This is a genomic window from Exiguobacterium sp. s11, assembly GCF_018619015.1.
GTDB lineage: Bacteria > Bacillota > Bacilli > Exiguobacteriales > Exiguobacteriaceae > Exiguobacterium_A > Exiguobacterium_A indicum.
Genome location: NZ_JACSNF010000001.1, coordinates 827,650 through 839,872, shown reverse-complemented (window position 1 = coordinate 839,872; position 12,223 = coordinate 827,650). Strand labels below are relative to the sequence as shown.

General features: G+C 47.9%; 10 protein-coding genes. 7 read left to right on the top strand and 3 right to left on the bottom strand.

Translation table 11 applies throughout. The features are described 5' to 3' along the window. Positions 1-6: 6 nt before the first annotated feature. Entirely contained in the window at positions 7-2,403 is a 2,397-nt protein-coding gene (gene pheT / locus KNQ12_RS04630; RefSeq protein WP_214746562.1) for a phenylalanine--tRNA ligase subunit beta, read from the top strand. Between the two features lie 64 nt (positions 2,404-2,467). Here the strand turns inward: pheT and KNQ12_RS04625 are convergent, their stop codons facing one another. Further along, positions 2,468-3,655: an MFS transporter gene (locus KNQ12_RS04625; protein ID WP_214746559.1), complete on the bottom strand. Its 1,188-nt coding sequence runs from the start codon at positions 3,653-3,655 to the stop codon at positions 2,468-2,470. Continuing rightward, positions 3,652-4,080, bottom strand: a complete 429-nt coding sequence (locus KNQ12_RS04620; protein ID WP_214746556.1) for a MarR family winged helix-turn-helix transcriptional regulator — start codon at positions 4,078-4,080, stop codon at positions 3,652-3,654. Before KNQ12_RS04620 ends, KNQ12_RS04625 begins: the two co-directional genes overlap by 4 nt. A gap of 257 nt (positions 4,081-4,337) precedes the next feature. Between KNQ12_RS04620 and KNQ12_RS04615 the strand changes: the two genes are divergently transcribed. Further along, entirely contained in the window at positions 4,338-5,804 is a 1,467-nt protein-coding gene (locus KNQ12_RS04615; protein WP_214746553.1) for a UDP-N-acetylmuramoyl-L-alanyl-D-glutamate--2,6-diaminopimelate ligase, read from the top strand. Between the two features lie 22 nt (positions 5,805-5,826). On the opposite strand, the gene rnhC is transcribed toward KNQ12_RS04615, so the two are convergent. Then, the gene (gene rnhC / locus KNQ12_RS04610; protein ID WP_214746550.1) at positions 5,827-6,747 is read right to left on the bottom strand and encodes a ribonuclease HIII; all 921 of its coding nucleotides are present in this window, start codon (positions 6,745-6,747) and stop codon (positions 5,827-5,829) included. A gap of 120 nt (positions 6,748-6,867) precedes the next feature. Between rnhC and zapA the strand changes: the two genes are divergently transcribed. The 5 genes from zapA to KNQ12_RS04585 are packed head-to-tail and all read left to right on the top strand — an operon-like array spanning position 6,868 to position 12,203. Further along, a complete protein-coding gene (gene zapA / locus KNQ12_RS04605) occupies positions 6,868-7,104 on the top strand; it encodes a cell division protein ZapA (protein ID WP_029342308.1) in 237 nt (78 codons plus the stop codon). Positions 7,105-7,107: 3 nt separating this feature from the next. Continuing rightward, positions 7,108-7,656, top strand: coding sequence for a CvpA family protein (locus tag KNQ12_RS04600; RefSeq protein WP_214746547.1), 549 nt, complete (start codon positions 7,108-7,110; stop codon positions 7,654-7,656). Between the two features lie 46 nt (positions 7,657-7,702). Continuing rightward, the gene (polX, locus tag KNQ12_RS04595) at positions 7,703-9,418 is read left to right on the top strand and encodes a DNA polymerase/3'-5' exonuclease PolX (RefSeq protein ID WP_035396571.1); all 1,716 of its coding nucleotides are present in this window, start codon (positions 7,703-7,705) and stop codon (positions 9,416-9,418) included. Further along, on the top strand, positions 9,419-11,785 hold the full coding sequence (locus tag KNQ12_RS04590) for an endonuclease MutS2 (protein ID WP_023469002.1): 2,367 nt from the start codon (positions 9,419-9,421) through the stop codon (positions 11,783-11,785). Positions 11,786-11,795: 10 nt separating this feature from the next. Continuing rightward, positions 11,796-12,203 carry a DUF350 domain-containing protein gene (locus KNQ12_RS04585; RefSeq protein ID WP_023469001.1) on the top strand — a complete coding sequence of 136 codons (408 nt, stop codon included), beginning with the start codon at positions 11,796-11,798 and terminating at the stop codon, positions 12,201-12,203. Positions 12,204-12,223: the final 20 nt, after the last annotated feature.

The following is a 12,223-nucleotide window of genomic DNA, read 5'->3' as shown; positions in this document are numbered from 1 at the left end:
ACGCAGATGTTAGTCTCAAAACAATGGTTGAACGAATATGTGGATGTCAGTCATACATCAGGACAAGATTTGGCTGATTTGATTACAAAGAGCGGAATCGAAGTCGAAGGCGTAGATGTCCGGGATGAGGCGTTGAACAACATCATCGTCGGACGTGTATTAACGAAAGAAAAACATCCAGAAGCAGATAAATTGAATGTCACGACGGTCGACATCGGGCAAGACGAACCGGTCCAAATCGTGTGTGGTGCACCCAACGTCGAAGCCGGACAAGATGTCATCGTCGCACGCGTCGGAGCTCGCCTGCCAGGTATTAAAATCAAACGTGCTAAATTACGAGGTGTCGTCTCAGAAGGGATGATCTGTTCACTCGAAGAACTCGGATTCGAAAAGAAATATATCCGAGAAGATGAGCAGGACGGGATCCATACGTTCCGTGAACCAGTCACACCAGGACAAGACGTTTTGGAGTTACTCGGTCTACGTGATGAAATCCTCGAACTTGGATTAACGCCGAACCGGTCGGACTGCCTCAGCATGTATGGTGTCGCATACGAAGTGGCGGCGCTTTACGATACGACACCGACTTTCCCGGTCGTTGAAGTCAACGAAGCAGAAACTGCGACGGCAGTCGACGTGACGCTTGATTCAGAGGACTGCCCGTTCTACGCGGCACGAGAGATTCAAGGCGTCACGATTCAAGAATCACCGACTTGGTTAAAAAACCGCTTGATCGCGAACGGGATTCGTCCGATCAACAACGTCGTCGACGTTACGAACTTCGTCTTACTCGAGACAGGTCAACCGCTGCATTCGTTCGATGCTGAGAAACTCGGCAAACGGATCGTCGTGCGTCAAGCGCGCGCAGGGGAATCGTTCACGACGCTCGACGAAGTTGAACGGACGCTCGATTCTTCGATGCTCGTCATCACAGACGGTGAACGCCCGGTCGCGCTTGCTGGTGTCATGGGCGGAGCGAATACTGAAGTCGATGAAAACACGACATCGATCATTTTAGAATCAGCTTACTTCGCACCGATTTCTGTCCGGAAGACGAGCCGTGTTCTTGGGCTTCGTTCGGACTCGAGTGCCCGTTTCGAAAAAGGTGTTGATCCACGTCGTGTCTTGTTAGCACTCGATCGGGCAGCAGCTTTGATTGCTGAACTATCGGGTGGAACGGTTCAGGCTGGTGTCGCTCAAGCAGGAACGCTTGAGCTTGATGATCACTTGATTGAAGCGAGTGTCTCGTACATCAATCACCGTCTTGGTATGGAAATCGAAGGAACGGTCATGCAAACGTTACTCGAACGTCTTGGTCTCGGTGTTGAATTATCGGGTGATGCCTTGACAGTCAGCGTACCGACTCGTCGCCAAGATTTGAAAATTCCAGCTGACTTAGCGGAAGAAGTGGCACGTCTTTATGGATATGATGCCCTGACTTCAAGCTTACCGTCTGAAGCGAGCCGTGGTTTCTTACCAAAACGGAACATCCACCGTCGTCATTTACGCCGGACACTGCAGGGAGCGGGTCTTTCGCAAGCGATCACGTATTCATTGACGAGCGAACAACGCGCGATGCAATTCAATGAACGGGAAGATTTGCATCCGGTTAAACTGGCGATGCCAATCAGTGAAGCACGTTCGACACTTCGGACGTCCCTCATTCCGGGACTCCTTGAAGTCGCGCAGCATAATGTCGCACGACAGCATGCCGATGTCGCGTTTTATGAACTTGGTAGTGTTTATCTACAACGGGATGCGTCACTTGAGACACTTCCGATCGAACAAGAAATGATCGGTGGCGTCGCAGTCGGTGTGTCAGAACAACATCGTGCGCACGGAACACTCGTCAAAACGGATTTCTTCGTCATGAAAGGAATCGTCGAGACACTCGCATCTGCAGTCGGTGTCACGTTGACGTTCGAGGCAGCGAGCATTCCATCGATGCACCCAGGACGGACGGCGCGCGTTCTGCTTGACGGAGAAGCAATTGGATTCGTCGGTCAAGTGCATCCTGGTCTGTCAAAAGAACAGTATGGTCTAAAAGAAGTGTACGTCTTCGAATTAGAGGCAATGGCACTACGTTCGAAAGAAGAGCAGGTCTACTCGGAAATTTCACGTTTCCCATCAATGACACGCGACTTAGCAATCGTCGTCGAGCGATCAGTGACGGCGCAATCCATCGTCGATGTCATGACGGAAGCAGCCGGTCCACTTCTTCAGACGATCGAATTGTTCGATGTCTACACGGGTGAGAACGTCGGAGAGAATGAAAAATCATTCGCGTTCTCCCTCCGTTATCAAAACAAAGAACGGACGTTAGTCGATGAAGAAATCACGACAGCGCAACAGCGAGTCGTAGATGCAGTGAAAGAAACATTCAATGCGGAACTTCGCGCATAATCAGGATAAACAAACAGCCGCTTTCCTTTCAGAGGAAGGCGGCTGTTTTCGTTTGACGACAGATTCAAGAAGCAAGTTCTTCTGTTTCAGATGACGCAGCTTGTCGTTTCGTAAAGGTGAAATACAGTAGACCGCTTACGAGAACGATCAGACTACAGGACAAGAACATATTGGAATAGCCGATACCGTTTGCGACTGTAGCGAGAATCAAGGCACCTATTCCGAAGCCTGTGTCGTAAGCAAGGAAAAAGGTCGAGATGGCTTTCCCTTTCTGTGCAGGAGGTGCGAAATTCAAAAGGACCGTTTGAAGACCTGGGAAGATGGACGCAGAACCGATACCAATGATGACGGCAGCAGTCAATAAACCGGCAAACGAAGGATACATGCCGAGAATGACAAAGCCCATCATATATAGGGCATACGATGGCAACAGCACGAATGCAGCACCTCGCTGATCAAACAGTTTTCCGGCAATTGGTCGAATCCCGACCATTCCGAGAGAGACTAACGCATAAAAATAAGAAGCATATGCGATATGTCCAATCGAGTCCGTATACAGTGAGATGAACGCTGATGTACTAGAAATCGCAACGCCTGCCAACAGAGTTGCTACTAACAAAAGCGGACGCGATAAGAAGAGGGATTGGCTTAGACGAAACGCAGAAGTACTTGGAACATGTTGACTCGTCAGCGGTAGACGCGTCATTAACAAGAAAGCAATGATTGCTAGGGCAGCAACTGTCACGAAGTACAGAACGAATGCTTTTTCTTGAATAAAGGCAAGACCGATGACAGGACCAAGGACGGATGCCAAGTTCATCGAAAGGACGAAATACCCCATCCCTTCGCCTTGACGTGTTTTTGGAATCAATGTCGTGACGGCGAGGCTGATCGAAGAAGATAACATCCCGAAACTAAATCCGTGGATGATACGGATGATGATTAGATAGAAAAATGATTCCAAAGGTAGGACGAGCATGTAGCAGATACTCATGACTGTAAAGAGACTTGCAGAGATCATCAAGACGTGCTTTAAGTCGTAACGATCTAACCAGTGACCAATCAATGGACGAGAACAGACGGTTGCCAGGATGAAACTCGTCACAATCCACCCGAGTGCTGAAGCGGAGACTGGAAACTGTTTAGCAGCGAGTAAAGGAAGTGAGGCATTGAGTAGATAAAATGTGATGAAGAGCAATAGGTTAATGATCAGCGTCATGATGTAATGACGCGAGAATAACCGAGCGGTCATGAAGATTCCTCCTGTCGATGTAGAGTAAGTAGGTGCGTCATCCATTCACCAAGCTGTTGCTGATCGGTAAGGGAGAAGGAGGCGAGTAAGCGTTGGTGGGTCTCTTGGACCGCAGCATCGATTTGGTCGAACCGTTCATTGGCTAAAGGTGTCAACGAGACAAAGTGTGTTCGTCCTTCTTTTATCCGAGTGATGAAACCAAGCGTCTCAAGACGTGAGACGGTTTTCGTCACAGCTGGTTTTTCAATGATTAGATAATCGGCCAGTTGGACTTGTGAGACAGGTTGTAGTAATGCGACTGCCTTTATTAGTGCCCATTGACCCGTATGTAACGAGTAGGGAAGCAAGGTAGCATCAATTTCTCGTTTAACGAGACGCGAGACTTTTGATAGTTGTCCGAGTACATCTTCTTGTGTGTAGAGCATCCTATTTCTCCTTTTAGTTAACTAGTTAACTTTAAGAGTGTATCAAAGCTGATTAAGAGGTGCAAGGGAAGAAACACTCATTTCGAGCATTGAAGAGAATAATTTTCTAGCATGATAAAAGATTAAGCAAGTCTTAAAGCGGGTATGTTCCGTAAAAGAGTATTTGATTTACTTGAAACAGTGGATACGACTGCTGATGTGATCGGTTGACTAATTCATCTTGACATAGAGAAGAGACAAGAAGGGAAGAGTACATCATGAATCGACTAGCGAAGCTCCTGACTGAACTATTACCATTCACTATAAAGGAAGCAATCAATCCACTCATTACGAATATCGCAACCGATTCGCGACAAATCACACCTGGCGGATTATTCATCTGTATCAACGGCTACACGGTTGATGGTCACGATTATATCAATCAGGCAATCAAAAACGGGGCTGTGGCGATTTTAGTTGAACGCTCGTTTCCGGACTGCCCGGTTCCCGTCATTACCGTGCCGGATACGAAACGACTTGCAGGTCAAGTCGCGAATCGCTTTTACAATCAACCGAGTCAAAAGATGCGTGTCTACGGTGTAACCGGAACGAACGGAAAAACGACGACGACGAAATTGGCGTATGATCTCTTTCGAGCAACAGGTATAAAAGCCGGCATGATCAGCACGGTCGGTGCACGAATTGATGAGGAACTCATTGAGACGCCGAATACAACGCCTGAAGCGATCATCTTACATCGACTGTTGTATGAAATGGTTGAAAAAGGCGTGACGGATTGCATCATTGAAGTGTCTTCTCACGCATTAGCTGAAGGTCGAGTCGAAGGAGTGTCTTTCCACTCGGCAGCATTTACGAACCTGACGCATGATCATCTGGATTACCACCATTCAATGGAGGATTACGCCAAGACGAAAGCGTTGTTGTTTCAACAAGTCGCTGCGTCAAATGGTCGGACTATCGTCTTGAATCGAGAAGATGGTTGGAGTCGCGTCATGCGAGAAGCCGCGCCTTTACAACCTGTCATCTGGTATACGACGCAACCACATCGGACGTCACAGATCGCGGTCGAATGGTTGACAGACACCGTCAATGTGCGGATCGACGAGACGACGACGCGTGTGCCGACAGCTTTACTAGGTGAATTCAATGCAGCGAATTTAGCGGCGGCGATGGGATTATTGCGGGCAGGCGATGCCAATCTCTATAATTTGATTCGTCATATTCCAGAACTGGAATTGCCGAAAGGACGACTTGAACGACTGGACTGGGCACCTTGTGAGATTTATATCGATTATGCCCATACACCGGATGGTCTAGAAAAATGTTTACAGGCACTCACTTCTTCCGGAGAATCGCTATCGGTCGTTTTAAGTGCAGCTGGAGAGCGTGATCGAACGAAACGAGCGGAGATGGGGCGGATTGCAAGCAAATATTGTGAACACATCATCGCAACGGTCCATGATGCGAGGACAGAGAATCCGGATCGAATCATCGAAGAGCTAATTGTCGATATTCCACGTGAACAGTTGGTAGGGTGTCATACATCCCGTCACGAAGCGCTCGTACAAGCAGCGCATTTGGCGCACGAAGGGAAACGCATCGTCATCGTCGGGAAAGGTCATGACGAGGTAGAACGAATCGGTACAAAAACGATTCCTTTTAATGAAAAACACATACTGCTTGCGGAATTAGAACGACTGTCTGAAGGGAAGTCCGTCATTTAAAAAACCGACCATTCCGTTAAGGTCATGGTCGGTTTCGTTTCGCAGCTAGTTGTTGTGCCTTTTTCGTATTCGCAAAATGGGCTTTCGTCCAGTCACGAAGTTTGTCAGCTCCATAACGTAAAATCAGTGAGGCAGCGACTTGATCCACTTTAGCACCAGCACCTTTCGGAATGACGACACCTGTTGTTTCACTCAACTTGTCCATCTCCTTCAAAAAGATGGCGCGAGCAATGATCGAGGAGGCAGCGACGGCGACATGGAGTTGTTCCGCCTTGGTCGAGAAGTAGACATTTTCTCGAACGGGATTGACGACACCAGACAAGTGTTTATAGTAAACGGTCTTTTCAGCGAACTGATCTATCAAGATCGCTTCTGGTTTCGTCTCCAGTTTGTCAAGCAGCCGCTGCAGGACATCATTATGCATCAGGGCAGTCATCTTTCCTTGTGTCATCGTGCGTTGCATTTGATTGTATTCTGGATTGTGTAGGATACGATATGTGTACGGAATGACGGCATGAAGATCACGGGCGATTTTTCGAATCTCCGTGTCATTCAAGTGCTTGGAGTCCCGAACACCGAGTTCCTGAAGAAGTGCAATCTGCTTTCGATCAACGAAGGAAGCGACGACGACGAGTGGACCGAAGAAATCGCCTTTTCCAACTTCGTCACTGCCAGCAACGGACCATTCTGCAAAACCATTTGGTAACGTTGAAACAAGTGGTTCCTTCGATTTAGTCGGTGAAGCCGTGCCGAAGCGTGAAGCGATGGTTTCAGCTTCGGTTCCTTGAAACATCACTTTTCCAGAATTGTAAATCGTGATGACACATCCAGGTACTTTAGCGGCGAAACGAGCATACGGTGGACTCTTCGTCTGTCCTTGTTTAAACTCTTGTATGACGAGGTCTTGCTTTTCTTTAGATAAGCGTAAAACGGTAGTTCCCACGAGATAACCTCCCTTTCCGGGATTAAGCATACCATCCTTAAGACCGATGGGGGACTTCTTTTCCTAAAACGAAAATGATGGTACTATATGAAAGAAGCAAAGTATGAGGAGGACAGAAAAATGGCTGATTCAGAAGGGTTGAACCGGACGACGATTCATATCGCAGGCAATGATTATACGATTGTCGGAACGGAGTCGCCAGAACACGTACGCGAAGTGGGTCTCCTCGTCGATACGAAAATTCGAGAAATCCGAGAACAAGCACCACAACTCGACGTTCGTCAAATCGCCGTCTTAGCGGCGCTTAATATTGGTAGTGATTACGTAAAAATAAAAAAGAATTTGGGTGAACTATAAACTATGATTTCTTTCGTTATCTTATTACTTCTCGCCTTAGGAGTCATGACGGGTGTCCGACGGGGAGTCGTATTGCAGGCCGGGCATTTGCTTAGCCTGATCATTTCCTTCATCGTCGCCTTGTCGTTCTATGAGGAACTGGCGACGAAATTCCGTTTGTGGGTTCCATATCCGTCGACACTGGATGATGCGGGAATCGACTTGACGATGTTCGCAATTCCAAGTTCAGCACGACTCGATGAAGTGTTCTATAAAGCCTTTTGGTTCGTCGTCCTGTTCTTCGGTACAAAAATCATCTTAGCGATCTTATTGTCGATGTTTGATTCGTTGACGAATGTCCCGATCTTAAAACAAGTCAAAGGATTATTAGGTGGCGTCTTCGGCTTCATCGAGATGTATATCTTCATCTTCTTGCTCTTGTTCTTAGCGGCATTCGTTCCGATTCAGTCGATACAGGATGCGATCGCAGACTCGAGTTTGGCAAGCTTCATCATCCAACATACACCGCTCCTTGCGAATTGGCTGATGGACAAAGTTGGATTGATAAAATAAACATGCTCCCGTTAAATGGGAGCTTTTTTTGAGGGGAGAATTGCACATGCGTACGATTCAAGATGCAATGCGTCACTTGGAACGAATCTCAGTCTATCTAGAGGTTAAAGGGGAAAATCCGTTTAAGATCAATGCTTTCCGAAAAGCAGCAAGTATCCTCGAAGCATCCGATGCTGACTTCATGGCAATCGAGGATTTCACGGCGATGAAGGGGATTGGTAAAGGAACGGCCGCTGTTCTTGAGGAGTACCGGGAAACGGGAACGAGTACGGCACTGACGGAACTCGAACAAGAAGTACCAGAAGGACTGATCGCTTTACTAAAGATCCCGGGTCTTGGTGGGAAGAAACTTGCTAAATTGCATGAAGTCGGCGTCATTGATGCGGATTCCTTTGCAGAGAAATTAGCGGATGGTACAGTCGAAACGATGCCTGGATTCGGTAAGAAGACGGTCGAAAAGTACGTCAAAGCGCTCGAAACGTTTGAAACACGACCGGAACGATTACCGTATGGTGTCATGCGGAAGGTCGTTGCGGAATTAAATCAGACCCTTGCGTCGTTCGATGAAATCATTCGCTTCGAAGTTGGTGGGAGCTTCCGCCGAGCAGAAGAGACGTGCAAGGACCTTGATTTCATCCTCTCGACGAACGAACCGGATCGGATCAAGGAGCAACTATTGGAACTGTCGCTCATCGATGAAGTCATTGCTGCCGGCAGTACGAAAGTATCACTCGTCTTAAAACGAGACGTCCATTATATCGCGGTTGATTTCCGAATCGTCGATGACGCGGCGTACGCGTCAACGTTACATCACTTCACGGGTTCGAAGGATCACAATGTCCGGATGCGTCAACTTGCCAAAGAACGGGGAGAGAGCATTTCTGAATATGGCGTTGAGACCGAGCGAGGATTAGTGCAGCCGAAGACGGAAGAAGAATTGTTTGCGCGGTACGACTTACCGTTCATCGCACCTGAATTACGAGCAGGGCGTCAAGAGTTCGAGCAGGATTTGTCACGCCTTTTGACGGAACAGGATATCCAAGCAGATGTACACATGCATACGACATGGTCAGATGGAACATTATCTGTTGAAGAATTAGTCGATGCGTGTGCTGCACGAGGGTATACATGGATGGCGATCACCGACCATAGTAAGTATATGAAGTTCGTCAATGGATTGACGGAAGAACGTCTACGTGCGCAACGTGTCGAAATCGAAGCAGCACGCAAGAAACATCCTGAGATGACGATTTTATGTGGCGTCGAGATGGATATCTTGCCTGATGGGTCGCTCGATTATGAAGATGATTTCTTAAAAGAGATGGATTACGTCATTGCCTCGATTCACTCGAAATTCGATCAGACGGAAGAAGAGATCATGCAACGGCTTGAGAATGCGTGTCGTAATCCTTACGTTTCTCTGATTGCCCATCCGACAGGACGAATCATCGGTAGACGAGAGGGCTATGCCGTTAACGTTGATCGCTTGATCGAACTAGCAGCCGAGACAGGAACAGCGCTTGAGATGAATGCAAACCCGGCACGATTCGATTTGACGGCAAGTTCCCTAGCAAAAGCGAAGGTTGCTGGTGTGAAAATTTTGATCAATACAGATACACACCGACCAGAAATGTTAGAAGATATGAAACTTGGAGTCCTCCATGCACGTAAAGCCTATTTGGAGGCGTCTGATGTCATCAATACGTGGAGTGCCGAAGCAGCACTTGCTTTCTTCGGTCGAAAACGTTTAGGAGTGGATTAAATGAATGCCAACGCATTACGCGTCTTAGAATATGAGAAGTTAAAAGAAAACATGTTATCGTTCACGGCAAGCTCACTTGGAGCACAGTTCGTTCGAGCGATGCGTCCGGCGGAAGAGTTCGAGCAGGTCAAGGAATTATTAGCCGTCACGACGGAAGCAACGACGGTTTACCGGTTGCGTGACCGTTATCCGTTCGGTGGATTGACAGATGTCCGCAGTGAAGTGAAACGAGCAGAAATTGGTTCGGTCCTCTCGACAAGTGAACTTTTATCCGTCGCAGACGTCGTTTATTCAGGACGTCAAGTGAAGGCGTTCCAAGAACGATTGCATGAGGATCACCCGGATCTACGATTACCACGACTCGATAGTCGAATCGAACAGATCACGAAGCTCGTTGAGATCGAACAGGGGATTCGTCATGCCATTGACGACCAAGGAACTGTTCAAGATTCGGCAAGTGATAAATTACGAGCGTTACGTAGTCAGTTGCGTTCGCTCGAAGGACAAGTTCGTTCAAAAATCGATAGTGTCTTACGTAGTAAAGCGAAGATGCTGTCTGACGCCATCGTGACGATGCGAAATGATCGCTACTGTGTCCCGGTCAAACAAGAATATCGTCAAGCGTTCGGTGGGATCGTCCACGACCAGTCAGCTTCTGGGGCGACGTTATTCATCGAACCGCAAGCCGTCGTTTCTGCGAACAACGAGATTCAAGAAGCGCGTTTAAAAGAACGGGCGGAAATCGAACGAATCCTCGCCCAATTATCAGCACTTGTCGGGAGTGTCGGTGACTCGCTGCGCATCAATCTTGATGTATTAGCAGAACTTGATTTCATCATGGCGAAAGCGTTGTATGGTCATCAGATCGGAGCGGTTGAACCACGCTTGAATGAAAATCGCCATATCATTCTGAAGGAAGCACGACATCCCTTCATTCCAAAAGAAGAGGTCGTACCGATCACTGTCTCGCTAGGTGGCGATTTTACATCACTCGTCATCACCGGTCCGAACACCGGTGGTAAGACAGTTACTTTAAAGACGATTGGTCTTTTGCAATTGATGGTGCAATCAGGACTATATGTACCGGCAGCAGATGAGACGGAGCTCAGTGTCTTCGATGCGATTTATGCCGATATCGGGGATGAACAGTCGATTGAACAAAACTTGTCGACGTTCAGCTCGCACATGACGAACATCGTCTCGATGATGGAGAAAATCGATTTCATGAGTTTGGTGCTGTTTGATGAATTAGGGGCGGGAACGGATCCGACAGAAGGGGCTGCCCTAGCGATCGCGATTCTTGATGAAGTGAAACGCCGCGGAGCACGTGTTGCAGCGACGACGCACTATTCGGAGTTAAAAGCGTACGGCTATAACCGAGAAGGAGTCGTCAACGCGTCGATGGAATTCGATGTCGAATCCCTCAGTCCGACGTATCGCTTACTCATTGGTGTACCGGGACGCTCGAACGCGTTCGAGATTTCAAAACGTCTCGGACTCGAAGACCGGATCATCGATGCGGCACGTGGTCAAATCGGTAGCGACGCACAGTCCGTCGAAACGATGATCGAACGACTGGAAGAGGCGAAACAGCGTGCTGAGACGTTAGAGGCTCAGTTGCTAGAAGAGAAGAAACGACTCGTTGCAGAGCGTGAGCAATTCGAGCAAGAACAAGCCGAGATCCAGGAAGAGAAAAATGAGATTCTGGCAAAAGCGGAAGAAAAAGCAGCACGTGCAGTCGAACGTGCCCAAAAAGAAGCGGAAGGCGTCATTAAACGTTTGAAGGAATTACGAGACGCTGGTGCCGTCAAAGAGCATGAATTGATCGAGGCACGTAAAAAACTTGAAGATGCGAAGCCGAGTCTGCAAGAAAAACGAATCGCTAAAGTTAAAGCGAAATACGATCAAACGCCACGTTTTGATAAAGGGGAAGAAGTCAAAGTCACGACCTTCAATCAAAAAGGCTATATCATCAACCAACAGGCGAACGGCGAGTACACCGTTCAAGTCGGCATCATGAAAGTGAACGTCAAACCGGAAGATCTCGCGAAGATCGGCAGTACTCCAAAACGTCCTCAAACAAAAGGGCGTTCTGGTGGTACGAGTGTGACGAAACAATCGGCGCCTTCAGCTGAACTGGATTTACGTGGCGTCCGTGTTGAAGAAGGATTATCGAAGCTCGAACGCTTCATGGACCAAGCTTTGTTATCGAACTACGACCATATTCGTGTTATCCATGGTCTGGGTACGGGAGCGATGCGTCAAGGTGTCCAAGAATTCTTGAAAGGTCATCGTCACGTCAAAGGTCACCGCTTAGGTGGTCAAGGTGAAGGCGGACACGGTGTGACGATCATCGAACTGAAATGAGGAAAGCAGGATGAACATTTTTGAGAACGTCTATGTCTATACGACAGCGCTCTATTCGGTCGCGGGATTACTGATCATTTTAGGACTTGCACTTTTTGAGTTGACAACCCGGTATAAAAACTGGGAACATATCAAGAGTGGCAACATCGCCGTTGCGTTAGCAACAGGTGGAAAAATCATCGGACTCGCCAATATCGTTCATTTCGCTGTTCAAGGGGAAGAACGGGTCGGGTCGATATTTCTTGAAAGTGCTTTTGGCTTCTTACTGTTGATATCGACATACTGGATCTTTGAATTCCTGACACCGAATTTGCCGGTAGACCGTGAAATCGAGAACGGCAACATTGCTGTCGGTATTATTTCATGTGCCTTATCGATCGGCATGTCCTACGTCATCGGATCAGCGTTAGTGGGGTGAATCCGTGTTAGAACGTTTAG

Bases quoted from the DNA above. Each gene is read 5' to 3' on its own strand.
- KNQ12_RS04615 (WP_214746553.1), top strand. From the start codon at position 4,338: ATGAATCGACTAGCGAAGCTCCTGACTGAACTATTACCATTCACTATA.
- pheT (WP_214746562.1), top strand. From the start codon at position 7: ATGTTAGTCTCAAAACAATGGTTGAACGAATATGTGGATGTCAGTCAT.
- KNQ12_RS04590 (WP_023469002.1), top strand. From the start codon at position 9,419: ATGAATGCCAACGCATTACGCGTCTTAGAATATGAGAAGTTAAAAGAA.
- KNQ12_RS04600 (WP_214746547.1), top strand. From the start codon at position 7,108: ATGATTTCTTTCGTTATCTTATTACTTCTCGCCTTAGGAGTCATGACG.
- zapA (WP_029342308.1), top strand. From the start codon at position 6,868: ATGGCTGATTCAGAAGGGTTGAACCGGACGACGATTCATATCGCAGGC.
- KNQ12_RS04585 (WP_023469001.1), top strand. From the start codon at position 11,796: ATGAACATTTTTGAGAACGTCTATGTCTATACGACAGCGCTCTATTCG.
- polX (WP_035396571.1), top strand. From the start codon at position 7,703: ATGCGTACGATTCAAGATGCAATGCGTCACTTGGAACGAATCTCAGTC.
- KNQ12_RS04625 (WP_214746559.1), bottom strand. From the start codon at position 3,655: ATGACCGCTCGGTTATTCTCGCGTCATTACATCATGACGCTGATCATT.
- KNQ12_RS04620 (WP_214746556.1), bottom strand. From the start codon at position 4,080: ATGCTCTACACACAAGAAGATGTACTCGGACAACTATCAAAAGTCTCG.